22 protein-coding genes, 1 tRNA gene and 2 pseudogenes are annotated in these 24788 nt (G+C 62.0%); 18 read left to right on the top strand and 7 right to left on the bottom strand.

What is annotated here, in order from left to right:
• The first annotated feature begins 25 nt into the window (after nucleotides 1-25).
• The 3 genes from ACEWFR_RS14955 (at nucleotide 26) to ACEWFR_RS14945 (ending at nucleotide 4543) form a co-directional block, all read left to right on the top strand.
• Nucleotides 26-1492, top strand: a complete 1467-nt coding sequence (locus ACEWFR_RS14955) for a hypothetical protein (protein ID WP_374061808.1) — start codon at nucleotides 26-28, stop codon at nucleotides 1490-1492.
• A 78-nt stretch (nucleotides 1493-1570) separates the two neighbouring features.
• Complete coding sequence (hmgB, locus tag ACEWFR_RS14950) at nucleotides 1571-2908, top strand: hydroxymethylglutaryl-CoA synthase (protein WP_374061807.1); 1338 nt, start codon at nucleotides 1571-1573, stop codon at nucleotides 2906-2908.
• 459 nt (nucleotides 2909-3367) lie between these two features.
• Nucleotides 3368-4543, top strand: a complete 1176-nt coding sequence (locus ACEWFR_RS14945) for an AI-2E family transporter (protein ID WP_374061806.1) — start codon at nucleotides 3368-3370, stop codon at nucleotides 4541-4543.
• Nucleotides 4544-4567: 24 nt separating this feature from the next.
• On the opposite strand, the gene ACEWFR_RS14940 is transcribed toward ACEWFR_RS14945, so the two are convergent.
• Nucleotides 4568-5347: a DUF2270 domain-containing protein gene (locus ACEWFR_RS14940; protein WP_374061805.1), complete on the bottom strand. Its 780-nt coding sequence runs from the start codon at nucleotides 5345-5347 to the stop codon at nucleotides 4568-4570.
• Between the two features lie 205 nt (nucleotides 5348-5552).
• On the opposite strand from ACEWFR_RS14940, the gene gcvPA reads away from it, so the two are divergent.
• Entirely contained in the window at nucleotides 5553-6890 is a 1338-nt protein-coding gene (gene gcvPA, locus ACEWFR_RS14935) for an aminomethyl-transferring glycine dehydrogenase subunit GcvPA (RefSeq protein ID WP_374061804.1), read from the top strand.
• Complete coding sequence (gcvPB, locus tag ACEWFR_RS14930; protein ID WP_374061803.1) at nucleotides 6887-8410, top strand: aminomethyl-transferring glycine dehydrogenase subunit GcvPB; 1524 nt, start codon at nucleotides 6887-6889, stop codon at nucleotides 8408-8410. Before gcvPA ends, gcvPB begins: the two co-directional genes overlap by 4 nt.
• 164 nt (nucleotides 8411-8574) lie before the next feature.
• Here the strand turns inward: gcvPB and ACEWFR_RS14925 are convergent, their stop codons facing one another.
• The gene (locus ACEWFR_RS14925; RefSeq protein ID WP_337680968.1) at nucleotides 8575-8751 is read right to left on the bottom strand and encodes a hypothetical protein; all 177 of its coding nucleotides are present in this window, start codon (nucleotides 8749-8751) and stop codon (nucleotides 8575-8577) included.
• Between the two features lie 132 nt (nucleotides 8752-8883).
• On the opposite strand from ACEWFR_RS14925, the gene ACEWFR_RS14920 reads away from it, so the two are divergent.
• Complete coding sequence (locus tag ACEWFR_RS14920; RefSeq protein WP_374061802.1) at nucleotides 8884-9417, top strand: cob(I)yrinic acid a,c-diamide adenosyltransferase; 534 nt, start codon at nucleotides 8884-8886, stop codon at nucleotides 9415-9417.
• A 130-nt stretch (nucleotides 9418-9547) separates the two neighbouring features.
• Here ACEWFR_RS14920 and ACEWFR_RS14915 read toward each other — a convergent pair whose 3' ends face one another.
• Both ACEWFR_RS14915 and ACEWFR_RS14910 read right to left on the bottom strand, forming a co-directional pair.
• A complete protein-coding gene (locus ACEWFR_RS14915; protein WP_337680965.1) occupies nucleotides 9548-9742 on the bottom strand; it encodes a hypothetical protein in 195 nt (64 codons plus the stop codon).
• Nucleotides 9743-9886: 144 nt separating this feature from the next.
• Complete coding sequence (locus ACEWFR_RS14910; protein WP_374061801.1) at nucleotides 9887-10303, bottom strand: DoxX family membrane protein; 417 nt, start codon at nucleotides 10301-10303, stop codon at nucleotides 9887-9889.
• Between the two features lie 400 nt (nucleotides 10304-10703).
• Between ACEWFR_RS14910 and ACEWFR_RS14905 the strand changes: the two genes are divergently transcribed.
• Both ACEWFR_RS14905 and ACEWFR_RS14900 read left to right on the top strand, forming a co-directional pair.
• Entirely contained in the window at nucleotides 10704-10970 is a 267-nt protein-coding gene (locus ACEWFR_RS14905; protein WP_374061800.1) for a hypothetical protein, read from the top strand.
• 40 nt (nucleotides 10971-11010) lie between these two features.
• A tRNA-Val gene (locus ACEWFR_RS14900) sits at nucleotides 11011-11084 on the top strand.
• A gap of 526 nt (nucleotides 11085-11610) precedes the next feature.
• Here ACEWFR_RS14900 and ACEWFR_RS14895 read toward each other — a convergent pair.
• A complete protein-coding gene (locus ACEWFR_RS14895) occupies nucleotides 11611-11979 on the bottom strand; it encodes a hypothetical protein (protein ID WP_374061799.1) in 369 nt (122 codons plus the stop codon).
• Between the two features lie 183 nt (nucleotides 11980-12162).
• On the opposite strand from ACEWFR_RS14895, the pseudogene ACEWFR_RS14890 reads away from it, so the two are divergent.
• Both ACEWFR_RS14890 and ACEWFR_RS14885 read left to right on the top strand, forming a co-directional pair.
• Nucleotides 12163-12798: pseudogene (locus ACEWFR_RS14890) on the top strand (IS6 family transposase).
• A gap of 409 nt (nucleotides 12799-13207) precedes the next feature.
• Nucleotides 13208-14935, top strand: a complete 1728-nt coding sequence (locus ACEWFR_RS14885) for a histidine kinase N-terminal 7TM domain-containing protein (RefSeq protein WP_374061798.1) — start codon at nucleotides 13208-13210, stop codon at nucleotides 14933-14935.
• A gap of 51 nt (nucleotides 14936-14986) precedes the next feature.
• On the opposite strand, the gene ACEWFR_RS14880 is transcribed toward ACEWFR_RS14885, so the two are convergent.
• Nucleotides 14987-16105, bottom strand: coding sequence for a response regulator (locus ACEWFR_RS14880; protein WP_374061797.1), 1119 nt, complete (start codon nucleotides 16103-16105; stop codon nucleotides 14987-14989).
• Between the two features lie 175 nt (nucleotides 16106-16280).
• On the opposite strand from ACEWFR_RS14880, the gene ACEWFR_RS14875 reads away from it, so the two are divergent.
• Together ACEWFR_RS14875 and ACEWFR_RS14870 are read left to right on the top strand one after the other, a co-directional pair.
• The gene (locus tag ACEWFR_RS14875; RefSeq protein WP_374061796.1) at nucleotides 16281-17102 is read left to right on the top strand and encodes a winged helix-turn-helix transcriptional regulator; all 822 of its coding nucleotides are present in this window, start codon (nucleotides 16281-16283) and stop codon (nucleotides 17100-17102) included.
• A gap of 254 nt (nucleotides 17103-17356) precedes the next feature.
• On the top strand, nucleotides 17357-17998 hold the full coding sequence (locus ACEWFR_RS14870; protein ID WP_374061795.1) for a hypothetical protein: 642 nt from the start codon (nucleotides 17357-17359) through the stop codon (nucleotides 17996-17998).
• 121 nt (nucleotides 17999-18119) lie between these two features.
• On the opposite strand, the gene ACEWFR_RS14865 is transcribed toward ACEWFR_RS14870, so the two are convergent.
• Nucleotides 18120-18659, bottom strand: a complete 540-nt coding sequence (locus tag ACEWFR_RS14865; protein ID WP_374061794.1) for a hypothetical protein — start codon at nucleotides 18657-18659, stop codon at nucleotides 18120-18122.
• A gap of 401 nt (nucleotides 18660-19060) precedes the next feature.
• Between ACEWFR_RS14865 and ACEWFR_RS14860 the strand changes: the two genes are divergently transcribed.
• The 6 genes and pseudogenes from ACEWFR_RS14860 to ACEWFR_RS14835 all read left to right on the top strand — a co-directional run.
• Nucleotides 19061-19873: a SipW-dependent-type signal peptide-containing protein gene (locus tag ACEWFR_RS14860; protein ID WP_374061793.1), complete on the top strand. Its 813-nt coding sequence runs from the start codon at nucleotides 19061-19063 to the stop codon at nucleotides 19871-19873.
• Between the two features lie 140 nt (nucleotides 19874-20013).
• On the top strand, nucleotides 20014-21483 hold the full coding sequence (locus ACEWFR_RS14855; protein ID WP_374061792.1) for a VWA domain-containing protein: 1470 nt from the start codon (nucleotides 20014-20016) through the stop codon (nucleotides 21481-21483).
• 233 nt (nucleotides 21484-21716) lie between these two features.
• Complete coding sequence (locus ACEWFR_RS14850; RefSeq protein ID WP_374061791.1) at nucleotides 21717-21866, top strand: hypothetical protein; 150 nt, start codon at nucleotides 21717-21719, stop codon at nucleotides 21864-21866.
• Nucleotides 21856-23064 (top strand): hypothetical protein, encoded by a 1209-nt coding sequence (locus ACEWFR_RS14845; protein ID WP_374061790.1) that lies wholly within the window; start codon nucleotides 21856-21858, stop codon nucleotides 23062-23064. Before ACEWFR_RS14850 ends, ACEWFR_RS14845 begins: the two co-directional genes overlap by 11 nt.
• Before the next feature lies 1 nt (nucleotide 23065).
• Complete coding sequence (locus ACEWFR_RS14840; protein WP_374061789.1) at nucleotides 23066-24391, top strand: signal peptidase I; 1326 nt, start codon at nucleotides 23066-23068, stop codon at nucleotides 24389-24391.
• Nucleotides 24381-24788: pseudogene (locus ACEWFR_RS14835) on the top strand (hypothetical protein); the annotation flags it as partial. The gene ACEWFR_RS14840 and the pseudogene ACEWFR_RS14835, both read left to right, overlap by 11 nt.

Below are 24788 nucleotides of genomic sequence, written 5' to 3'. Positions count from 1 at the left end.
GTCATTGCGGAGAGACGAGCGTGCAGTGACCGTCCAGATAGGGGCGGTGTTGCTGCTTGCTATTATTTTCGCTGCGCTCGCGCTCTATCAGGTCAACACCGTTCCCGCCGAGAATCAGGCGATCGAGAGCGAGCATAACAAGCAAGTCCACGGCGAGATGCAAGAGCTGCGAAACGCAATTCGAAACGTCGGTACGACCGGCGGTTCGGAGTCGGTGTCGGTCACGCTCGGTACCAACTATCCGACCCGTACTTTTCTGACGAACCCATCGGATCCAACAGGAACACTTCGGACGAGTGAGACCGGAACCGTCCGTATCGACAACGCCGAGTTCGAGGGATCGTACACTGGGGATGCGGGTGCACTTCTGGGGACGGACCACGAGACTCGGACGCTCCGCTACGACCCGTCGTACAACGAGTACCGCAATGCACCGACGACTCGACTAGAGCATGGCTTCGCGTTTAACGATTTTAGTGACGCCACGGTCGCGCTCACCGAGCAACCGCTGATCGACGGTGACAGGATCACTATCGTCCTCGTCGAAGGCAACCTGTCGACGTCCTCGAGCGGCGCGACGACCGTTGATACCAGAGTGATAAGTGGCCCGACTGATCCGATCGATCTTCGAGATGATGGTGACAATATCACAATCACGGTTCCGACGGCGTCGCCGACCGCATGGAACGAGACAATCGGCACCAAGTTCGGGTCGGACTCCGGCCAGGCGAAGGCGAAAGTTACGGACTACTCTGGCGGAGCGTTGACTGTCGAACTCGCAGCCGACTCGGAGTACGAACTCCAGATGGCACGGATCGGTGTCGGGGATGCGACTGCTTCCGAGGATGATTCCTTCAACGTTCAGGATAGAACCAGCGATCCGACGAGCGGCCCGGCCTATATCGTCGACTGGAAGGACCCATCGTCGGAGCCGGGTGCCAACGGCGATAATTGCAATTCTGAGTCCTGTGTCGTCACGGCCGATACAACGTTGACGATGGAAACAAGCGGAACTGCTGTCAATGCCAGCGTCGATTATGCAGTAAGTGATCATACTGTAGGCTCCCTCTCGAGATACACCGGAACCACTGCGAACGACGGGACGAATACGACGAGATTTCAAATATATCCGGACGCAAACAACGGTGACACAGTCACCGTGTACACCTCAAGCGGCAGTGACAGTGATTCGATTGAACTCGAGATATCCCGTGATGCGACTGCTGAGACGTACGACATTCGCTCAGTGTCACTCTCTTCAGGAGGTGGTAACGATATCGATGTTATGGTCGATGTAGACACGACAGACTCGGGGGCTGATATGGTTATTACCAGCAGGAAGGATAGTGGTATCCGTGATAGCACAACTGTTACTGCTAGCAGTGGAACGTATACCATCAGCGGTGGTAATCAGGTCAATGAAGTTGAGGTTAAATTGCGTGATTCCGGAGGGACAACCCGAGACTCGCGCACAGTACCGTGGAATGGCTAATTCCCTTCCGTATTCGAATCGACGATCGTCGAAACACCGAACGACAATACCTTGTATCATCACCTGTATTGACGAGACATGACTGCAGTCGGCATCGACGCCGTCGAGATCTGGACCGGGAACCTCAAACTGGACCTCCCCGGCACGTTCGCCCCGGAGAAGGGCGAAGACCCGGAAAAGTACACGAAAGGGCTCGGGCTCAACGCGAGTTCGTTCCCCGATAGCTACGAGGACATCGTCACGATGGGGGCGAACGCCGCTCACCGACTGATGCAGCGGAAAGGACTCGAGCCGGCCGATATCGGTCGAATCGACGTCGCGACCGAGAGCGCCTTCGACAACTCGAAGCCGGTTTCGACGTACGTCGCTGGCTGCCTCGAGCAGGTGTACGACGACGACTTCCACCACGCGAACAAGGGCGAGCGGAAGTTCGCCTGTATCGCGGGGACCCAGAGTCTGGACGACGCCTACAACTGGATCCGCGCGGGCCGCAATCGCGGTCGCTCGGCGCTGGTCATCGCGACCGACACCGCACTCTACGCGCGCGGCGACGACGGCGAGGCGACCCAGGGGGCCGGCGCCGTCGCGATGCTCATCAGCGAGGACCCGAACCTCGTCGAACTCTCCGCCGAGCAGGGCTATGGCTCGGCCGACGAGACGGACTTCCTCAAGCCGAACCAGCAGTTCCCGTCCGTCGACGGCAAACGCTCCGTGCAGGTCTACCTCGCACGGATGCGCGAGGCCCTCGAGGACTACGAGAGCGTCGCGGGCGAGGTCCACGAGGAGGACTTCGTCTACGCGCCGTTCCACACGCCGTTCCCAGGGATGGTCCGGAAGGCGGCGTTGCTCGCGTTCCGCCACATCACCCGGAACACGGAAATCGAAGACGAACTGGCCGAGGAAATCGGTCGGCAGCCCCGACCCGAGGCATTCGACTCCGACGAGGAGTACCACGATGCGCTCCGGGAGTACATGGACCTCCTCAAAGACACCGACCGCTACGCGGAGTGGTACGACACGACGATCGATCCGACGCTGACCATCGCCCGCGAGGTCGGCAACTGGTACACGGGCTCCGTCCACGTCGCCCGCGCGAGTGCGCTCAAACACGCTCGCGAGCAGGGCCGGGAGATGACCGGCGAAAAGATGCTCATCGGCTCCTACGGCAGCGGTGCACAGGCGGAGATCCACTCCGAGACGATTCGAGAGGGGTGGGCCGAAGAGATCGACGCCCTGAACGTCGACGAACAGCTCGCGGATCGCTACGAGATGTCGTGGGATGACTACGAGGAGATCCACGACGCCCACAATCACGAGATGGACGTCGACGTCGAGGAGTTCACGACGCCCGCCGAGGAGTTCGTCTTCGACGGCTGGGGCCGCATGGGCGAGCGGAAGTACCGATACGTAGAGTAGCGAATGGAACGCTGCGGAGAGGACCGAGCATCCGCGAGCGAAGCGAGCGGTTTGCTACGAGAGAGCATCGCTCTCTCGGCATCAATCGAAACCGAAGGTTTCGCGGACCTCGCGGAGCTTTGCTCCGCTCAGTCACGAAAGCGCGCTGAGCGCTTTCGAACGACACCGCCGGATCGGGGTGAAACCCCGTGACGGCGGTCTTTTGGCATCATCAGAATCGCAAAGCGGTTCTGATTAGCAGTCAGAACGCGTTGCGTTCTGACAGCATCAACGGGTTTTGCCGGGGTTCGACCGAGTGAGTGAAACGAACGAGGGAGGATCCCGGTAAAAGAGGTTGTTGAACTGAGTATTCGTTAGGGGTGTGAGGAGAGTCTGTGAATTGTTCCAGAGTTCTTGGAAATCAAACTGGTCGCAAATCGTATCAGTGGACTAATTTATAGGGGTATTGCATACCCGGACATGCCAGACAGCCCCGAGCCACCGGACTGGATCGTCGAGCAGCCCGGATTGACCGTGTTCGCACTGTTGAGCGGTCTCCTCGCACTGTTCGTTCTCCTCCCGTATCTCCAGTACGTCTTGTTTGGCGTCGTTCTCGCGTACATTCTGCTGCCCGTCCAGCAACGCCTCGAGCAGTACATCAGACCCACGTTCGCGGCGATCACGGTGGTGATCACCACGTTACTCGTCGTGTTGATCCCGCTCGTCTACGTCATTTCCGTCGCGGTTCGACAGTCGCTCGGGCTGGTCCGCTCGATCAGGCAAGGCGAGATCGACGTCGAGACGGTCGAGGGAGTGCTCGAGACCAATGGCTATGCCGTCGATCTCGTGGACCTGTACGAGTCGAATCAGGGTCGAATCGCGACCGCCATCCAGGAAGCCACGTCGGGGGCGATCGGTCTCGTCGGTAGTTTGCCGAGTATGTTCATCGGTCTGACCGTCACGCTGTTCGTTCTCTTCGCACTGTTGCGGGACGGGGAGCGACTCGTCGCGTGGTTCCAGTGGGTGTTGCCGATCGACAACGAGATTTTGGACGAACTCAGCACGGGGCTGGATCGGCTGATGTGGGCCTCGGTCGTCGGGAACGTCGCCGTCGCGGCGATTCAGGCGGTGATGCTCGGGGTCGGGCTAGCGATCGCCGGCGTCCCCGCCGTCGTTTTCCTCACCGTCGCGACGTTCGTTCTGACGCTGCTCCCGCTCGTCGGCGCGTTCGGAATCTGGATTCCGGCGGCGGCCTACCTGGTCGCGATGGGGCGGCCGACCGCTGGCGCGGCGATGACCGTGTACGGGCTGCTTGTCACCTTCTCGGATTCGTATCTGCGCCCCGCGCTGATCGGCCGGACCAGCGCCTTCAACTCCGCTATCGTCGTCGTGGGGATTTTCGGCGGCCTCATCGCCTTCGGTGCCGTCGGGCTGTTCATCGGCCCGGTCGTCCTCGGGGGCGCGAAACTCACCCTCGATTGCTTCGCTCGATCGCACACCGATCAGCCAATCGCGGGAGCCATCACTGAAGGTGAGGGAATAGACGCTGGCCCCGCGGAACCGGCCGGCGAACCAGAATCCGCGATCGAGTCGGACGAGGGCGGAGATATCGAGCCAGCGGCCGACCCGGACGACGACTTGCGTTCCGACTCGTAATCGAACGTACCACAGCTGACGCCGTTACTCGTTCTTCCACTCGCCGGGTTTTGCGCCGTGAATCTCTCCTTTCGCCTCCCGCCCCCCAGGCCACAGCCCGAGTGCGATTACGGTCACAAAAAAGAGACCGAGGACTGCCGCCACGACCGTACCGTGAATCCCCGGTAACTCGGCGGCTTCCGTCCACTGTTGCTCAGGGGTAAACATCGTGACTTTGAACAGCCAGCCGACCCCGGCCACCGTGAACAGGAGCCCGTACACGCGACGAATACGCCGAGAGAGGGCCTCTCGAGTCGATACCTTGAACGTCGGATGCCGAAGATCGTCGCTCAGTTCCTCGCGCCAGGCCGGATGTTCCACGCCGACGGGTTCGAGGGCGTTCGCGAACACGTTCTCCTGAATGAACCGGACGCGGGCGCGCCAGTGGTCGTAAAACCGGTAGCGCCGGACTTCGTAGAACAGGAAAATCGAGAGGACGAACATCCCGATCAGGAGCAAGAAGGCGGGCATGTTCCGGCTCGAGAAGACGATCGAGAGCAACGCGGCCAGGAGCGTGATCGCCCAGTCGGTCGTCCGATCGATTCGGTCCTGCGCGCTGTTGGCCTGGCTGACCTCTCCGCGATAGAAGTGAGGGAGCACGCCGAGCAGTGAGTCGGTGTCGGCCGCGGCCGTCGCACCGATCTCCTGATCGCCGCGATCGAGCGGGCCGTCTCGAGCGTCCCGGTCCTCCCCACCGTCTCCCTCGAGTTCCCCGTCTCGAGTCTCACTGTCGTCCGCACGTGTCTCATCGCCTGCGTCGACCATGCGCCCCTCCGACACTGGCGTCTGCTATAGTGGTCCGTGTAGCGCCTGCAGGGTGGAAGAGACGGTGACGACCGGCCCGTCAGTCCGAAACGAGTGTGTTCATAACCCCGTGCCCGCTAGAGACGTGTATCGTGTCTCGGATCGAACGACGCAATCGACGCGGGTGGGGGCAGACCGGAGCGATCGATCGGGACCACCGCTAATCATGCACGGATCACACGCCACGGGGAGTCCGTACGCTCCCCACACGAACGAGGACCGCGCGGCGATGCTCGAGGCGGTCGGTGCGGGAAGCGTCGAAGACCTCTTCGACATTCCGGCCGACGTCGCGTTCGAGGACCAATTCGGCATCGACGCGCGCACGGAACGGGAAACGCGACGACTGGTTCGATCTATCCTGGATCGCAACGACGACGTGACCGAACTGCTCGGACGCGGCCACTACGGCTACTACATTCCGTCGCTGGTCGACCACCTCGCGGACCGCTCCGAGTTTCTCACGTCGTACACGCAGTACCAGCCGGAGATCTCCCAGGGGTTCCTGCAGGCCCTGTTCGAGTACCAGTCGCTGCTGGTCGAACTGACCGGCCTCGCGATCGCGAACTGCTCGATCTACGACGCGGCGACGGCGCTCGGCGAAGCCGCCACGCTGGCCGACCGCGTCCGCGATACGACGGGCCACCGCGTGCTCGTTCCCGAACTCCTGCGGGCGGAACGGCGGAGCACGCTCGAGAACTACGTGGCTGGGACCGATCTCGTCGTCGAGGAGTATCCAATCGACGACGGGAACGTCGACTTCGCGGGGCTCGAGGCGACCGTCGACGAGGAGGTCGTGATGATCTACGCCGAGAATCCGACCGTGCGCGGGACGATCGAGGAGCACCTCGCGGCGGTCGGCAACCTCGCTGACGACAACGACGCGCTCTACACGCTCGGCTCGGATCCGATCGCGCTGTCCCTGCTCGAGCGGCCCGTCGACATCGGTGCCGACGTCGTCGTCGGCGACGCGAGCGTGCTCGGTCTCCCGACGAGTTACGGAATGGGACTCGGTCTCTTCGCGACGCGCGAGGAGTACCTGCGCCAGGTTCCCGGCCGACTGGTCGGTGTCAGCGAGGACGCGACCGACCGCCGGGCGTTCACGCTCACCCTCCAGACTCGCGAACAGCACATCCGCCGGGAACGCGCGACGAGCAATATCTGTACGAACCAGGCCTGGGTCGCGCTTCGAACTGCGATGCACGCCGCCGTTCTCGGGTCGACCGGGATGGTCGATCTCGCGAAACGCGATGTCATCCGGGCCCGGGACCTCGCGGAGCGCCTCGACGACATCGTCGGCGTCAAAGCGCCGGTCCACGACCGCCACCACGTCCGGGAGTTCGTCGCCCGCGTCGACCAGCCCGCACGGGCCGTCGCCGAGGACCTCGAGCGACTCGGCTTTGCGGTTCACGTCCTCGGTGACCACGAGATTCAGCTCTGTATCGCCGGCGTTTCCGACGACCGGATCGATCGATTCGTCGAGGCCCTCGAGGAGGTGGCACGATGAGCGACGACGGATCCGACGACCGCGACGCCGCACAGTCGCGCTACGACCAGGCCCGATACGTCAAAAACGGCGAGTACGAACCGCTGCTCTCCGAGAAGGATCAGACGCGGGTCGAGATCGGCGCCAGTGGGGACGACGGCAACGGCGCCGGTAGCGAAGACATCGGCTCACCGCTTCCCGACGACCTGACGCGGGACTCGCTCGAGTTGCCCGAACTCTCCGAACCCGAACTGGCGCGCCACTACACGCGGCTCTCGCAGATGATCTACGGGATCGATAGCGGGCCCTACCCGCTGGGGTCGTGCACGATGAAGTACAACCCGAAGTTTACCGAGGACGTGGCCGCGCTTCCGTCTGCCGCAGTCCACCCGGATCGGGCCGAAGGGTCCGTCCAGGGGACGCTCGAACTCCTCTATCGGCTGCAGGACTACCTCGGTCGGATCGGCGGGATGGACGCGGTGACGCTCCAGCCGCCCGCCGGCGCGGCCGGCGAGTTCGTCGGAATCCGCGTCGCTGCGGCGTACCACGAACACAACGACGAGGGGCATCGGGACGAGGTCATCATCCCAGAGAGCGCCCACGGGACCAACTTCGCCAGTGCTGCGCTCGGTGGCTACGACGTCGTCTCCCTGCCCAGCGACGACGAGGGACGGGTCGACCTCGAGGCGCTCGAGGCCGCCCTCTCCGAGCACACCGCGGCGCTCATGCTGACTAACCCGAACACGCTCGGGCTGTTCGAGCGCGACATCACCGAAATCGCGGCGATGGTCCACGACGTCGGCGGCCTGCTCTACTACGACGGGGCAAACCTGAACGCCCTGCTCGGGCGCGCTCGGCCGGGCGATATGGGTTTCGACGTGATGCACTACAACGTCCACAAGACGTTCGCGACGCCCCACGGCGGCGGCGGGCCGGGTGCTGGTCCAGTCGGCGTCGTCGACGAACTCGCCCCGTTCTTGCCCGCGCCGCGCGTCCGCGAGCGCGACGAGGGCTCGAACGAGGGGGATCCGGTCTACGAGCGGTTCGATCCCGACCACACGATCGGCAAGGTCCACGGGTTCGACGGCAACTGGCTGGTGCTCCTCAAGACGTTCGCCTACATCGCCCGCCTCGGCGACGAGGGACTGGCAGACGCGAGCGCCTCCGCGGTGCTCAACGCGAACTACCTCGCAGAACGGATCGAGTACGACATCCCCTACGGCCCGTTCCACCACGAGTTCGTCGCCAGCGCCGGCGAACAGGACGCCGCCGACGTCGCGAAGCGGATGCTCGACTACGGCGTCCATCCGCCGACGACCAAGTGGCCCGAGATCGTCCCCGAGGCCCTGATGACCGAACCGACCGAAATCGAGAGCAAGGACACCCTCGATCGGCTCGCCGCCGCGTTCAACGGAGTCGCCGGCGAGGACGATTCGACGCTCGAGGCCGCGCCGGAACGCACTACTGCCCGTCGAATCGACCAGACGAGCGCCGCGCGGAACCCGCGACTGTCGTGGCAGGCGCTTTCGGACGACTCCTAAGCGATCGATCGGTTCGCGGTCTTCGTTCTGTCGTACGGTTTCGATCGAGTCACCGCCCCGTCGGTACGGTCTGTGGATTCGGTCGCCGTTTCGTCGACGGGAGGGGGATCAGCAGACGTCTCCGCAGAAAACGCGAGCAGAGGCGGTTGGTTTCGGGATCGACTCTATGCCGTACTCGAGTCCACGGCTGTTCCGTTGTCGCCGATCCGGACGAATCCGTAGTCGCAGTCAGGGCAGTGCCACTTGACCTTCTCACCGAGGTGGAGCATCGTGCTGGCGGCGCGGTAGAACGTCTTCTCGCCCCCACAATCGGGACACTCGTGTACGAGTTCCAGAGCCATACGTGACCCTAGAGAGCGAAGCGAGTTTAACGTACTGATTTTCGAGGCCTGAATCGAATCTCCGGAGTGGACACGACTCGCGGCGCGTCGAGTGACAGGGAAGTTAAGTGCGATCCCTCCGTCGGTTCAGCCATGTCGATCTACACCGGTCGCGGCGACGACGGGCAGACGGACCTTCGAGACATGACTCGCGTCTCGAAATCCAGCGCCCGCATCGAGGCCTACGGGACCGTCGACGAACTCAACGCCCTGCTCGGGACGATCCGACCGACCGACCACGACGATATCGACGATCGGCTGGCGGCGATCCAGAACCACCTCCACGTCGTTCAGGCGGACTTCGCGAATCCCGATCCGGACGAGGACGACCCCGCGATCCGTCCCGATCACGTCGAGACCGTCGAGGACTGGATCGACGAGTACGACGATGAACTCGAGCCCTTGACCTCGTTCATCCTCCCGACCGGTAGTGAACACGGGGCGGCGCTGCACCACGCTCGCACGGTCTGTCGACGAGCGGAGCGGCGGGCGGTCGCGCTCGCCGGCGAGGAGGAGATCAACGAGGATGCGGTCCAGTACCTCAACCGGCTCTCGGACGGCCTGTTCACGTTCGCTCGAGTGGTTAACGCTCGCAACGGTGAACCGGAAGACGCGCCGGACTACTAGATGCAACCGGTCAGAAAATCGGCTTTGATTTCCGTGGCAGCTATTTTCGAGACGACGGCTCTGGTACTCGATATCGGCTCGATCAGTATCGTCTCATCGCGGACCGCGTCTGGCCCCGAACGGCGTGGAACTACGAGCGCTCGGTTTCGGTCATCGGCGGTAATTCGATAGCGACGAGATCGTGTCCCGTCTCTCGTCGGTGGTCGGTTCCGATTCGCGTCGCTTCGTCGCGGCCGTCTGCCGATTGCTCGTATCCACAGCCGTTGCATTCCACGAGGAACTGTTTCCGCTCTCGGGAGCCAGAGGCCGTCTCGTTCGTTGCCATACTCCACTAGTTGACGACCGACTGCTTGAACTGCCCTCCAAAACAGATTGGATTTCGTCGCCGGTCGACACGGCGCGCGGACTGGGTTTCGGTCAATACGCTCTCTCTACTGGCCGCAGAGACGACTTCGTTTGTCCGGACGGGTTACAGACCGATATTCAACGCATGGCCCCACGTCTCGCCGGCGATGACCAGCATGATCAGGGACGCGCCCAGCAGTTCGACGTTCTTGAGGAAGTGGGTCATCTCGCCTTGCCGTTGGTCCTCGGGCACCGCCCAGAAGTCGTGCATGAACGGCGTCACGACGAGGAAGAATACGGCCAGCATCCCCGCGGCGACGACTGGATAGACGCCGAAGACGATGCCGAGCCCGCCGAGAACCAGTATCACGCCCGACGCGACGACGCCGAACCCGGCCGCGGGAACCCCCTTCGACTGCGCGTAGCCGGACAGCATCTCCGTCGCCACGAAGTGATTGAGTCCCTGGTACACGAGGAGACCACCGAACAGGAGTCGTCCGGCGAGCAGGAGCGCCGCGCCGATGCCGCTCTCGAACGCCATCAGCGACTCACCGCCGTCCGCGAGGACGTCGATGGTCGTGAGTAACTCCGCTGCAGTCGGGTCTGCGCCTCGAGTCGCGATAGTAGTTTCATTACGTTAGCTGGTTCGTATCCGAACCCGATATAGTCTCGCTAACGGAAGCGTTACCGGGTGAAACGCCCGTTATCGTAGGATCTGGGTCGTCGAATGCTGCCGTGCGACATGGGCTGCTCGAGCCCGAGATCCCATCCGCTTCGAGCGCTCGGGCTCGAGCGGACAACCACGGTAGCCGTTCGTGAACCCGGGTCACTTCACTCACCGGCTCGAGGTCCTGTCACGACGCTGTTGTACCGCACGCTCGAATTTTGTTGCCCGCGAAAGAACTATATTCTTGTCCGGCCTTTCTATGGGAGAGAATCACATGAACAAACACTTCCACGACAGCCTGTACTACCTGCGACGAGCCGCCGAGCACGCTCAACTCGGCGTAATGGAGCAGACGGACGAGGTCTCGGATCGGGTCCGATCGTTGCTCGGCCAAGAGCGCGACCCGGAACCCGGCCGCATCGACCGGGTCCGCGAGGACGTGACCGGCCTCGAGCGACGAGCTAAGACGAGGGGTTTCGCAGCGCTCGATTCCGCGCGTAATCGCGTGGGCCGCTCGAGGGCGGTTACGGACGACCGCTGAAAGGAAGCCTTAAGTCAAACGCACGGGAATTCCCTCGTGCGGGTTGGTGATCTAGTTGGTTATGATACCTCCTTCACACGGAGGAAGTCGGCGGTTCAAATCCGCCCCAACCCATTTTTCCGACGCATCGACGAGGAGCGTAGTGACGAGTCCGCGTCGGAAAAATTGTAACGGACGGATTTGAGCCCAGAGGGCGAGCGAAGCGAGTCCTCGTGGTTCAAATCCGCCCCAACCCATCAAACTTCTCACTGGTTTTGAAGGACAGTGTAGCCGAGTTGTCTAGCGATTTTCTGTTAAAAGTGGATTCAATTTCATGCAGTCAGCACTTCTTTTTGCCCGAACCCAGTGACGGGATACGGTTCGCTCAGAAGGACGTGCTCTATAGTAGCCACTGAAACGATTTACACACTGATCGCAACGCAGTCGTGCGAGCAGGTGTGCAGTGACTTTCAGTGGCTACTATAGGTCATAGAACCGTTCCCTGTTTCATTGGATAGTCGCAGAGTGCGTTAGCGGCTGCCGCCTTATCGAACTTAAAGAAGCAGATCCGCTACGATGTTTGTTATGAACGGAAGTGATCAATACACGATATGTATAGAACTCCGTTCAGAAATGGTGTTTACTCTTTTGATAGATATCGTCATCCCTCAAGCGTAACATGTTGGCAATTTCCCGTTAACAGAATAGTCGGGGATTCCCCCGGATCACCTTTAATCCAGACTTCGATACCTTTCCAGTTCCCTTTAGAACACTGATTGGTCGGGTCATTGAATTCCGGCCACGGCTGTTCGAACTGTTTTCCATCGACAGTCACGACGACGGTATGTGGATCGGTTGCCTCAGGGAACGTTGCGTCCTCATGAGCTTCATTGTCGTCGGAAAGGGAGTAATCTCGTTCGAACACAACCGCTCCATCATCCTCTTTGATCGTGACGGTGACATCACGGACAGCATTTCGATTATGCAAATAGACACTCACAGTGTGCGCGGGTTTCTCTGCGCTAATCACATCGCTACACCCGGCAATCCCTCCGATTCCACTCACCGCTATCAGGCTGAGAATAGTGCGACGAGAGGGCATATCAGATATGTTCGGTAACTAACACCACCTCTGATAAGAGCCTTTGGGCTGAATTCCAGGCGCTGTTCAAATAAGGTCTGAAAAGCGAGGCGGTCAAAATTCTAGGTGTCCATGCCCGAATTCAGCCGCCTCAACGGCGCTAGTAGCGGCATTCAATTAGATTTTGTGGAGCGAGAAGCGACACCGCGCGAGCTGATGCGATTGAGTATCCAGCTCCATTTGTCGAGATTATCACTTTCGGATACTGTTTCTGTCTTAGAGAGATTCGGTGACGAACGGGCGAGATCGACGATCCATAATTGGGTACAGAAAGCCAATCTACAGCCGACAACGGGAAGCCAACGGGATCACGTTGCGCTCGACGGAACTGTGATCCAACTCGACGATCAGCGCTACTGGCTGTATGCTGCTGTCGACCCTGAAACGAACGAATTTCTCCACGTTAAGCTCTATCCAACGCGTACAACCGTACTTACGGAGATGTTTCTGAGTGAACTGAGAGAGAAACACGATATCTAAGATACCGTGTTTCTTGTCGATTCAGCACCGTGACTTAAAGCCGCACTCCATCATCTTGGGCTCCGATTTCGATACGAAAAATATGGAAATCGGAATGCCGTCAAACATCTATTCAAAGAGATAAAACGACGTACCACTCAGTTCGGAAATTGCTTTAGAAACGCCGATCCAGCCACCGCTGAAACATGGTTGCAGAGCTACGCATACTGCTGGAACCAGCTAATCTGAACAATGCTGCAGTTGCATGTCCAAACTCGCTCTCCGACCTGCTCGCTTCTCAAAAGCGCGTAGACTGACTCGATAAACTCGAGTTCCGAGTGTTCGTCCGTGTGAAACACGTAATTCCGCTCTCCTCGCAGTGGTCCTGCAACGTTCCGGGCCACCCATCCTCCGTCTCGGAATCGTTCAGGTGGCCACCGGTACCCGCGTGATAGCCGTGTCGACATACCGGGACGCGAACATCGCCGAACCAACGGTGGTCACACCACACCGAGGTGCCATCTGTCCCACGGAAAAGCGGAAATCGCATCTGAGTACCCGGTTCGAGACACAGGCACTGTCTCACTACGCCTCGTTCGAATAGAGGACAGTAACCGACCTGTATCTATATATTCCTCGAGTAACGTTTCAGCACGTAATGGGGTGGCAGCACACGATATACGCCTATCCGATCCTGTTCGCGACCGCTGTCTCACTCGGTCTGGGGGCGTACGCGATCAGGAGTCGACGTGAGCACGGCCACAGCCCAGTACTTCTCATATTCGGGACGATGAACGTTGCAGTGGCTATCTGGACCGGATTTTCGGCGATTAAACTCCTGAGTACGACCCCGGAAGTGAAGTTTCAACTGTACAGACTGCTGTACGTTGGAAGCGAGTTGATCGCTCCGTTGCTCCTCCTGTTCGCGCTCGCGTACACTGATCGAACGGACTGGCTGCGTCGCCGCGTCGTCGTCGGGTTATTCGTCGTTCCGGTCGCGTTCCTGCTGCTCCTCTTTACGAACCCGTACGATCTCGTTATCGTCGAAACGCGGATCGTTAAGATCGACGGGCTAGTTGTCTGGCGGGCCGAAAACGGCCCGGCGTACGTCGTCCTCAGTTATGTGTACGTGTTGACCCTCGCACTGCTCGCGCTCGGAATTATCGCCCACCAAGCCGTCCGTCTCGGCCGTTCCTATCTCCCACAGGCCGCGCTACTGGCGATCGCCATCGTCACGCCGATGACCGCGAGTTTCCTCACCTCGGCCGGCGTCGCACCGTTCGACCACGACGGTGTCAACCTCGTGCCCGCCACGGCAGCAGTTTCGTCCATCGCCCTCGGAATCGCGACGTTCAGGTACCAACTCCTGGATCTCCCGCCGATCGCGTACTCGACTGTCGTCGAACGCTCCCCGGACGGCGTCCTCGTTCTCGACTCGGCCGAGCGAATCGTTCACGCGAACGAGACCGCGTACTCGTTGCTCGGACTGTCTGCGTCCATCGTCGGCCAACCGGCCCATGCTGAACTGCCGGCGCTCGACGTGACTACTGCGTCGAGTCGTACGGTCGAGTTCTCCTCGGACTCCGGACGAACGGAGTATCTCAACGTGCGGTCCCAACCGCTTCGACAACACGACGACATCGTCGGATGGGTACTCGTCCTCAGGGATGTCACCGAACGACGGCGGCGGGAACGCGAACTCGAGGCGTTTACCGGGGCGATTTCCCACGATCTTCGGGCACCACTACGAACGACGGAAGACTACCTTCGCCTGCTCGATGAGTCGCTCGAGGAGACGGCCGACGAGGACTGCGAGGAACTGATCGCGGTCGCACGGCGAAACAATCGACGGATGCAGGAGATGATCTCCGGGTTGTTACAGTACTCCCGAATCGGGCCGTCGGCGACAGCCTTCGATTCGGTCGACTGCGATCGGGTCGTCTCGGCGGTCCTCGAGACGCTCCGGTTCGAAATCGAGGAACAAAACGCGACCGTCGTCGTCGGGGATCTGCCGACCGTTTCGGGCGTCGAACACCTGCTCAGGCGACTGTTCCAGAATCTACTGGAGAACGCACTGACACACGCCGATAGCGGATCGCCGGAAATTCGCGTGACGGCGAGTCGGCGAGACGACGGGTGGCGGTTCCGCGTCCGCGACGACGGCAGCGGGATCGAACCGGACGAACTCGATCGGGTCTTCGATCTCTTCATGCAGGGCTCTGGCACCGACCCCGAATCGGGCACCGGGATGGGGCTCGCGATCTGCAGGAAAATCGTCGAACAACACGGAGGGACGATCGACATCGATTCGGAGCCCGGGGAGGGGACCGAGATCGCGTTCACGATTCCCGACGGCGAACAGGCGCGAACGCGGGAGTTGTGGTGAGGCCGACTCGCGGATTGCCAGCCCCTGACCGGTCGTGAGCGGTCGGCGTCGCTATGATCGGCGGACCCGCTCGAACGTCGTCGTCACCGTCGTTCCGGCGGCGTAGGTGTCCTCGACCGCGATCTCGCCGTCGACGTCCTCGAGGACGGTCGTAACGAGATACAGTCCGATCCCCATCCTCGCTCCGTCTTCGTATCGGGAGGACGGGTTGACGAGCAGTTCGCGCTGAGCGTCGGGAAGCCGAACCCCGTCGCCGGCGATTGCCACCGATACCCGGTCGTTCGACGCGTCGACGCGTACGCTCACGGGTGACGACTCCCGGCGTGCGCTATCGACGACCGTCGACAGGAGGTGCGTGAACGCCGACTCGAGCATCGGCGTGCCGTAGACCGTCATCGGGTCGTCAACGGCGTCGGTTCGTTCGATCGTGATTGGGACGTCGGACTCCCGCCGGACTCGCGTGACCGCCGCGTCAAGCACCGCGTTCAGATCGCGTGGCTCGCGTTGGAGGTCGTCCGGCGACAGGACGTCCATCAGGTCCGCGGACGTGTCCGTGAGTTCGACGAGGTGCTCGGCCGCGTCGAGCAACGCCTCGAGGGCCGCTTCGTCGCTCGAGTCGACTCGGTCCCGAAGCTGGTCGCCCCGACCGACGATCATGCTCGCGTCGTTTCGGATGTCCGTTCTGATGATCCGATTCAACAGTGCGAGCCGATGGTTTCGGTCGAGGAGTTCGCGCTGATTCCGCTTGCGTTCGATGGCATACCGGAGCGTGCGAACCAGCACCGTCGCGGTGATCGATCCCTTGACCAGATACTCCTCGGCGCCGCGCTGGATCGCCTCGACGCCGATTTCGGTCTCGTCGTGCCCGGTCAGCACTACGATCGGTACCGCCGGCGCGCGCTCGACCATCCGATCGACCGTCTCGAGCCCCGAGCTGTCGGGCAGCATGAGATCGAGGAGAATCGCGTCGGGCGTCCGTCGCTGCACTCGATCGAGTCCGTCGACGAGGCGATCGACGTGATCGAGTTCGTCGATCACGATCGGCCCCGTGGTCTCTCGGGGTTCGGTCTCCGACTGGTAGTTGCTCACTAGCCGCTGGACGAACCGGGCGTCGTCCGGGTTGTCCTCGACCAGCAGAAGGTCGACGCCGCGTTCGTCCCCGGCAGTCATAACCCCGTTCGCGTGACTCGAGCGGGGAGCCGCCGCGAGACGATCGAAGTCCGTGTGCGCAAGCGGTTGACGAATGTCCGACTATTTCGTTGTCGCACCATTAACTGACACCATGTAGAGTTTCGTGACTGTTTTCACAGGCAACAATTTTATAGCTAGGGGTGAAACGAGAAACATGGGCCGCCCACGGGTCGATGTCTCGGCCGATGCCCGCGTGGCACTCGACGCCCTGTCGCTGCTCTCGAATAAATGGCATCCGGTCGTCGTCGTCGCCTTGACCCACCACGGTCCCAGCGGATTCAACGAGCTTCTGGACGTGATCCCCGACATCTCAGGAAAGGTCCTCTCCGAGACGCTCGAGACGCTCGTCGAGGCGGAGCTGATCGAGCGGACAGTCATCAGCGAGTCTCCGCTTCGGGTCGAGTACGGACTCACGAGCGCTGGCAAAGAGATGGAACCGATCTTCGCGGCGCTTTCCGAGTGGGGGACGCGCCACCTCGAGACGGACGCGCCGACGGTCCTGATCGCGGACGGTGACCGGCGGCTTCTGGACATGTACGGCGACTGGCTAAGCGACCAGTACGAGGTGGTGCGCGCGCCCGACGGACGAGCGCTCGAATCCGCGCTCGAAGACGGACCGACCGTCGTCGTCTTCGAACTTGGACTTCCGGGAGCGGCTCCCGACGACGTGATCGAGTCGGTCGGCAACCGCTGTCGGACGATCGCTCTCGTCGGTGACCGGCCGACGTTCGATCTCTTCGCGCTCGAGTGCGACGACGTGCTCCGGAAACCGATCGTTCGAGAGACCGCACTCGAGGCGATCGAGACGCAATTATCGCGGATCGACGAACCCGACGAACAGCGCGAACGGGCGGCGATCACCGCCAAACTATCGTTGTTTCGGTCAGTGTACTCTCGAGACACACTCGAGTCGAATCCGCAGTACCTCGAGGCTCGTTCTCGGCTCGAATCTCTCGAGTCGGCGGCCGACGAGTGATGCGGGATCGTCCCCCTCGACGAACCGACTGGCCGGCGGTTTCCGTGATGGTCGTTCCACTCGTATCGGTTCGTCTCACTGGTGGCTCTCCACCCGTGCTCGGCCCGGATTCGTCGACTGCGTTTTTCGATACACTATCGGATGCGATATGCTCTGCGAAGTAACTTACTTCAGACTCAGCTTGGCGCTTACGGGCTGGTTAGCTTGCGTTTAGTATGCTTCAATTCGTGTGACTGTCACGAGGGAATGGGAAAATGGCACGATCACAGCTCGAGCCAGTGACGGAGCGATCTCGGGGCGGGAAATCGGGAGACCGAACCGAGTCGACGACCGACGATCGAACGGCGAGCGGAGACGCGTCGATGGTATCGAGTGATACGGCGGAGCGATCACCGACACTGCCGGTCGACGACGTGTTCGGAATTCTGTCCAATCGTCGGCGTCGACACACGATCACGTATCTGAACGAAAACGGGAGCGAGCCGGTTCCGATCCGCGAGCTCGCCGCCTCGGTCGCCGCTCGCGAGAACGACACCTCGGTCCAGGACGTGACGTACAAGGAGCGAAAGCGAGTGTACACGTCCCTCCACCAGTTACATCTGGAGAAGATGGACGATCTGGGTATTGTCGAGTACGACAGGGACAGAGGGCTGATCGAACGGACGGAGACGACCGAACGGTTCGGGACGTATCTCGACTCGGTCGCCGCTGACGGTATCGCGTGGAGCGACGTGTCCATCGCGGTCGCGACCCTTTGTCTGGTCGGTGTCGGTCTCGCCTGGTCCGGGCTGGTACCGATCGGTTCCCGCTCCGGATTCGCCGTCGCGTTCCTCGTCGCGGCCGTCTTCGCACTCGTCTCGAGCGCCCACGCCGTCGACGCGCGTCGAGAGCGGTGACGAACGAGGATCGCTCGTCTAGTAGCCAGTGACAGTCACTGCACGCCCGATACCTTCCGAACGGGGCTGCGGTACTCGAGGATCGATTCAACGGTCGGTCGGTGAGGGCCACGCCAGTGTTTCAGCGGGTCTCTGACGATCGAAGTACCCGCAGTAGCGACCCGCGTTTTTGCCAGAGTTGATAGCCCGTCGAGAGCCCGAAGAGAACGAGAAACGCGACCCCCCAGAGGAGCGGATCGACGATCGCCACGCCGGGCAACTCCCCCAGGGACGCAACGACGACGAAGAGACCGACGACGCCGAGCGACCGGTAGTATTCGGCCCAGCTGAGGCCGATCGGGGTCTCGACTTCCATGTACAGCGAGATATGACGCGCCCCGTCTCGGGCCGTGACGATCTTTCGATCATCGTCGTACTCGACGACCCCGAGCTCGTCCAGTCGCGGGAGGTGCGTTTGATGGAGCGAGTTGTAGACGCTCTCGCGGACGTTTCGCGGGGCCGGTGACGTGCCCGACTCCGCCGACGCGACCCGCTCCGAGAGTTCGCGCACCGTGATCGAACCGCCCGCCCCCCTGAGTTGCTCGAGCGCTTCGCGACGGCGCGCGCTGCTCAACACCTGATGAATCTCACGTTCCGGAACTGCGAGTGTTCTCGATAGCATCTGTCGACATCCCTCCCCGCTAGTGGGGAGAGTGAATCGGGGATCCGTATGTATGAGCGATATACCGGATCGGAGGACCGTGTTGCCGGTCGTGACTGCTCCCCTGTACTCGAGTATACCGGGTATACCCCACCGAGTCGGTCAGCTGTCGGCGGAAGCGAGAACGGTTCCTTCGCAGTCGTCAGTCGCCCGTCTCAGGCCGTCTGACGCGGGATAACGACCGATTCAATCGATAAAATCGTCCGTTCGAGACGTGGAATTCGAGAGAGAACGCACCGAATCGGTCGTTGAGTGGTATCGAACCGACTCATAGATAAGAGGGTGTCCCTCTGTGGAATAAACCAGCCCCTCCGGGCCGGATCGGCGGATTCGATCGCGGACACCGGGCGGGGAACCCAACCATGACGGACAAACAGATACACTCGCTGTCCAGGCGGCAGCTCCTCGGTGGCGTCGGCGCGATCGGCGTCGCATCCGCGGGGGCCGGCCTTGGCACGACCGCGTACTTCAGCGACGAGGAATCGTTCGATGACAACACGCTCTCCGCCGGCGAGCTCGACTTGCTCGTCGACTACGAACTGTCCTACGATCAGGGAAGCGCCGGCTCCGGCGGGACGAGCGGAACGATCAACGGCGACGTGCAGGTCGTCGACGAAAACGGCGACGACGTCGCGGAGGGTGATGCGGTCTCGCTCACGCTCGACGACGTCAAGCCCGGTGACAGCGGCGGGGCGGAGTTCTGTTTCCGGATCATCGATAATCCCGCGTACCTGTGGCTCAATGGCGAACTGACCGTCAACGACGAGAACGGGTACACGGAACCGGAACCCCAGACCGACAGCGCCGGGGATGTCAATGATCCCGGCGCTCCGGACGGTGCCGGCGAACTCGCCGACAGCATCGAGGCGACACTCTATTACGAGGGCGACGATCCGGCCAACGGCGTGATCGTCGAGGGAACGCTCACCGAGGTGCTCGCCGCGGCGTCGAGCGGCGTGTTGCTCGACGGCGACGGCATCTACGGCGTCGAAGCCGGGGAACAAGCACCGTTCGACGGCGGCGAGGATGCGGATAACCCCTGTATATACCTCGACTGGGAGATTCCGGTCGGGGTCGGCAACGAGATCCAGACCGACCTGGTCGAGTTCGAATTCAGCTTCTACGCGGAGCAGTCGCGTCACAACGACGGCACGAACAACCCGTACAGTAGCTGATCGAACCGCGTCCGAATCACACACCACCTTACCCACGTGACGGACCGAGCGCCTGCCCGGCAGGCTGCTCTGGCCGATATCGGCCGTTGCGGCGGTTCGACTCCGCCGGTGGGCTTCCCCCTAACGGGGAGAGACGAATCATGAAAGAAGACAAATATGGTCTGTCGCGGCGCCAGCTCTTGGGCGGACTCGGCGCAATCGGAGTCACATCAGCCGGTGTCGGCCTCGGCACGACCGCATACTTTAGCGACGATGAAATGCTCGGAAACAACAGTCTCGCATCGGGAGAGCTCGATCTCCTGCTCGACTACAAGACCACGTACCACGGCGGCCCGGGCCGTCTGGAGGACATTCGGGAGATGGGGTACGACGATGCAACGGAACTCGAGGGCGAAGCCGGGACCTACCTCCTTGAGGAGGTGCCCGACACCGGCGATATCGACGAGTGGGACGAGTACGTCCTGAACAACGGGTTCTGTGGCGAAGACGCCCGTGAGATGCTGGTCAACGGTCAGGAAGTCTCACCGATCCATCTCGAGGACGTCAAACCCGGAGACTCCGGCTGCCTCTCGACGAGCCTCCACCTCTGTTCAAATCCGGGGTACATCTGGATGAACGGCGAACTGGTGGCAGACGACGACAACGGGTTGACCGAACCGGAATCGGCGGTCGACGACACCGGCGGCGAGGGCGACGGCGACCTCGCCGACGCCGTCGAAACTCGCGTCTGGTACGACGAGAACTGTGACTGCGAGCTGGATCGGGAGGGAGCGGACGGCGGCGAGATCGACGTCGTCCTCGTCCTGGACCGGTCCGGGTCGATGTCCGGATCGATGGGTGCGATGATGGACGCGGCGAACGGACTCATCGATGAACTGGGCAGCAATGCGAACGTCGGTCTCGTCAGTTACTCGACCAGCGCGTCGCTCGATCAGGAACTGACCGGCAGCCACGGCGACGTCCAATCGGCTATTAACGGGCTGTCGGGAGGCGGGCAGACCCACATCGTGGACGGTGTGGAGGAGGCCCAAGACGAACTGCACAACGGCCCGAACGCTCGGAGCGGTGCCGACAAGATCATGGTCGTAATGTCCGACGGAGAACACAACCAGAGCGGCGATCCCGTCGTCGCTGCGGACGACGCGAAAAGCGACGGCACTGAACTTTACACCGTCGGATTCGGGTCGGCGGACGCCTCGACGTTACAGTCCATGGCAAGCAATCCGTGGGACGTCCACTACTTCGATGCTGCAGACGACGACGAACTGATCGACGCCTTCAGTCAGATCGGTCAGGCCATCGCCGGCGAGCGAGTCATCTTCGAAGGGACGCTCGCGGAGCTCATGGGAATCCTCGAGACGGACCTCGGAATCCCGCTCGATGGCGACCGGGAAACGGAGTACAATGAGGTCGAAGCGGGCGCACCCGCGGCCGGCGACGGCGAGGGTCGTGCGTGCTTCGAACCGGGCGTAACGACGTGCGTCAGTCTCGAGTGGGAACTGCCGGTCGACGTCGGAAACGAGGTCCAGACCGACTCGGTCGCGTTCGACGTCGGATTCTACGGCGAGCAGTGCCGGCACAACGACGGCGCCGGATCGACGGCGGACTGACTGACGATGCGACCCACTCGATGAGCGGCCGTTCGGGGTCGGTGTCCGGACCGGTCTGTATCCGGTCTCGAGCCGGTATATTCGGTATATGGGTCGGTATACTCGGTATACGCGCCGGTATAGGGATCATACATATCGGGTAGTGGTACCCAGAGACCCGACGAGAGCGACACCGAACCAATGGAAAGGGATCCATGTACGAGATGATCGAACGGCGGAGACGACGTGATCCGATGAGTGGCGACGAGTTGCTCGTGAGCGGCGACGAGGCGATGCTACAGCCGACCGGGACGAAACTGGACCGATCCGAATCGATCTCGAACAACCGTAACGCGGTCGGTAGTCACCGCGACGGACGGGGACCGGAGACCCATGACCGATAAACGAACGTCAGATTCCGATACCGACGGAGCCGACAATCGGGGAACCGACGGGGCCGCCGATCGAGGAACCGACAGGACCGGAAACCGGGGAGTCGTTTCCCGCAGGCGACTTCTTTCCGCGCTCGGCGCTGCCGGAGCGACCGGAATCGGAACTGGAGTCGCCGCGGAGCAGTTCCTGGGCGATACCGAGCGGGCCGGAATCGATCTCGAGGCCGGAGCGTTCGACTTGCAGGTCCACTGGGACGTCCTCGAGGGGGCCAGGACGGGGCTCAGTGGTAGCAGCGACGGAGCGGTCCGGATTCCGATCGAGTACGACGCCGATCACCGGAGCGGTGGTATCCGACTCCGCGTGGCTCACACGGCAGTCGACGGGAACAACCCGGCGGCGATCTGGCTCCGGGGATCGTGTCCGGAATCGTTCGGAACGCTCGGCGAAGTCGCGACGGTCACGCTTTCGTCCGCCGATTGCGACACCGGTGAGCCGACTCGCCTCCTGGCGAGCGGCTCCATGCGCGACGTCTTCGAGGATCTCACGACGGGGCTCGCCCTCGACGGGGCTCCCGAATCCGACGGGACGGACTGCTTGCAGCCGGACGCGCCGGTGTGCCTCCGCCTCGAGTGGGACCTCCAGGGCTACGTCGGCGATGAGTCGGCGACCGTCTCGCTCGCGGCGATCGGTAGTCAATGTCGCCACGACGGGCGGTCCTCCCCGCCGTTTTCGCCGGGAGCCGGCTGCCCGCCCGCCGATTCGTGTCCATGCTGTCTCGATGTCGGAAAACTCGAACTCGAGGCAGGCGACCCACCGGGAATCGGGGAGAACGCGATCGAACCGGGCACCTACTCGTTTACCGAGGGAACTGCCGAGTACGAGCTACGAGTGACGGACACCGAAACGAAAGGAAGCGGCGAGACGGTCGCGATGGCGTTCGAACTCGTCTCCGACGACGGCGCGTCAGTGCCCGATCTCTGTCGCGTCGATGTCGCTGGCGGTCCAGGGTTGGGCCCCGGTCCCGGAACGGTAACGTACAGGCCCTCGAGCGAGGGTCCGTTCGAGGCCTCGACAAGTGCTCTGACGGACGCAACCGGCGGACTGCTGTTCGCCCAACACCGGACTGAATCGGGGAGCGACCCGGACGACTATCATGCGATCAGCCACGTGACGGTCGCGATCTGTGCGGCCGACGGGAGGTGCGACTGAAATGAACGACAACGACACGACCGATGGACCGAAGCCGTCCGATGTCGACGGGCCGGCCGAAATCGAAACTGAGAGCGATGAGCCGACCGAGAACGACGAATCGATCGACCCGACCACACCTCGAGGACTCGCGGATCTTCGACCGATGGTGTGGCGGGCAGTGCGAATCGTCGGTCTGATTCTCCTCATCGCGCTCGTTCTGCCGTTCGTCGCGTACGCCGTCCCGCAGGTCGCCGGCGCGGAGCACAGCTTCGTCGTGCTCTCCGGCAGTATGGAACCCTCGATTTCACCCGGAGACGTCGTCCTCGTCGCCGGCGTCCAACCGGACGCGGTCGAAGAGGGAGACGTAATCACTTACCAGCGCTCCGAGGGCGAAAGTCCCACGACCCATCGAGTGATCGAGGTCGACGACTCCGGTACTGAGGTGCAGTTCCGAACGAAAGGGGACGCGAACGATGACCCGGACCAGACCGCGATTGCCGCTGACCAGCTTATCGGCCGGGTGACCGTTACGATCCCCGAGATCGGTCACGTGATCACCTTCGTCAACACGCCGGTCGGATTCGGATTGCTCGTCGCGCTCCCGCTCGTCTCGTTCGTCCTCTCTGAGGCCTGGGAACTCCGTTCGAAGCGTCAGGGCGACGACTCGGACGACCCAGAAGCGTCGGTCGATCCCCCGTCGGGCGGCAGGGCCGAACCGGCCGAAAACGGGAGCGACGGGTCTCGAAACGGCGGAGTGATCGTGACGGAAGGTGACGGTCTGACCCAGTCGACAGATCCGGCACCGGCGTCGCAGTCGACGGACCGATACGTCGTCACGAAATCGGACCTGCTGTATTCGATCGGTGTTCTAGCGGTTCTCGTGGGTTACAGCGGGTGGACGACCTATACGAGCTTCCTTCGAACCGGAGCACCGGCGGTCGTCTCAATAACGGTGTTCACCGGTTCGACGACGACGCTCGTCCTCGCACTCGCGGCGCGCTCGAGGCTCCCCGACGGGTCGAGACTGGACGAGACTGAATCGAACGACTCGGAACCATCGACCTCGGCTGATTCGGACGCGTCCGATTCGGACGGTGTGGTCGAACCGGATGCGACTCGTGGCGAACCCGACGACCACGATGCTGCCACGCCGGAGGCGGTCTCACAGAACGGACCGTCCCCGTCGACGTTCGACTGGCCCGATCCGGACGAACCGGCGGAAGTTACACGAGCCGGGTCTCCGGAACAGACGGAGGCTGACCCACCGAGTCCCGGGACGGGGACGGCCGTCCGCGGCGATGCGATCGATAACGGAGGTCCCAGCGGTGATACCGATGACGAGTAAGCCGCTGGTAGCGACGCTGGTTGCGATCGTGTTCGTCGGCAGCGCTCTGAGCGTCGGCTACACTACGGGCGCGTTCACGGACACCGAAGAACTCGAGGTCACCGTCGCCGGCAACGTTTCGGTCGACGAGTACGAGGGTGGCCCACCCAACGGTGACGCTCGTGGTCCCCCTGATGACCGCGGTCCGCACGACGCTGATACGGAGAGTGCGGCCAATTCGACGGTCACAGCAGGATGTGGTGATAACGAACGCCTCGAGAACGGAACGACGAACGGTGCGGCAGCTACCACGCCGAATCCCTGTGACGGGACTCTCACCGAAACCGACCCGAAGACCGGCTCCAACGAAAGCAGCGGCGACGAAAACGAGACTGAAATAACTAGTCCCAAAACGGAC

This window comes from Natrinema sp. H-ect4 (genome assembly GCF_041894845.1).
Taxonomy (GTDB): domain Archaea; phylum Halobacteriota; class Halobacteria; order Halobacteriales; family Natrialbaceae; genus Natrinema.
Note: the sequence above shows the minus strand (reverse complement) of the source record. Positions and strands in the feature narration are given on the sequence as shown.

Coding starts and splice junctions, on each gene's coding strand:
- ACEWFR_RS14945 (WP_374061806.1), top strand. CDS start 3,368: ATGCCAGACAGCCCCGAGCCACCGGACTGGATCGTCGAGCAGCCCGGA.
- ACEWFR_RS14860 (WP_374061793.1), top strand. CDS start 19,061: ATGACGGACAAACAGATACACTCGCTGTCCAGGCGGCAGCTCCTCGGT.
- ACEWFR_RS14940 (WP_374061805.1), bottom strand. CDS start 5,347: ATGGTCGACGCAGGCGATGAGACACGTGCGGACGACAGTGAGACTCGA.
- ACEWFR_RS14840 (WP_374061789.1), top strand. CDS start 23,066: ATGAACGACAACGACACGACCGATGGACCGAAGCCGTCCGATGTCGAC.
- ACEWFR_RS14875 (WP_374061796.1), top strand. CDS start 16,281: ATGGGCCGCCCACGGGTCGATGTCTCGGCCGATGCCCGCGTGGCACTC.
- ACEWFR_RS14865 (WP_374061794.1), bottom strand. CDS start 18,659: ATGCTATCGAGAACACTCGCAGTTCCGGAACGTGAGATTCATCAGGTG.
- gcvPA (WP_374061804.1), top strand. CDS start 5,553: ATGCACGGATCACACGCCACGGGGAGTCCGTACGCTCCCCACACGAAC.
- hmgB (WP_374061807.1), top strand. CDS start 1,571: ATGACTGCAGTCGGCATCGACGCCGTCGAGATCTGGACCGGGAACCTC.
- ACEWFR_RS14920 (WP_374061802.1), top strand. CDS start 8,884: ATGTCGATCTACACCGGTCGCGGCGACGACGGGCAGACGGACCTTCGA.
- ACEWFR_RS14855 (WP_374061792.1), top strand. CDS start 20,014: ATGAAAGAAGACAAATATGGTCTGTCGCGGCGCCAGCTCTTGGGCGGA.
- ACEWFR_RS14905 (WP_374061800.1), top strand. CDS start 10,704: ATGAACAAACACTTCCACGACAGCCTGTACTACCTGCGACGAGCCGCC.
- ACEWFR_RS14915 (WP_337680965.1), bottom strand. CDS start 9,742: ATGGCAACGAACGAGACGGCCTCTGGCTCCCGAGAGCGGAAACAGTTC.
- ACEWFR_RS14880 (WP_374061797.1), bottom strand. CDS start 16,105: ATGACTGCCGGGGACGAACGCGGCGTCGACCTTCTGCTGGTCGAGGAC.
- ACEWFR_RS14870 (WP_374061795.1), top strand. CDS start 17,357: ATGGCACGATCACAGCTCGAGCCAGTGACGGAGCGATCTCGGGGCGGG.
- ACEWFR_RS14845 (WP_374061790.1), top strand. CDS start 21,856: ATGACCGATAAACGAACGTCAGATTCCGATACCGACGGAGCCGACAAT.
- ACEWFR_RS14910 (WP_374061801.1), bottom strand. CDS start 10,303: ATGGCGTTCGAGAGCGGCATCGGCGCGGCGCTCCTGCTCGCCGGACGA.
- ACEWFR_RS14885 (WP_374061798.1), top strand. CDS start 13,208: ATGGGGTGGCAGCACACGATATACGCCTATCCGATCCTGTTCGCGACC.
- ACEWFR_RS14850 (WP_374061791.1), top strand. CDS start 21,717: ATGAGTGGCGACGAGTTGCTCGTGAGCGGCGACGAGGCGATGCTACAG.
- gcvPB (WP_374061803.1), top strand. CDS start 6,887: ATGAGCGACGACGGATCCGACGACCGCGACGCCGCACAGTCGCGCTAC.
- ACEWFR_RS14925 (WP_337680968.1), bottom strand. CDS start 8,751: ATGGCTCTGGAACTCGTACACGAGTGTCCCGATTGTGGGGGCGAGAAG.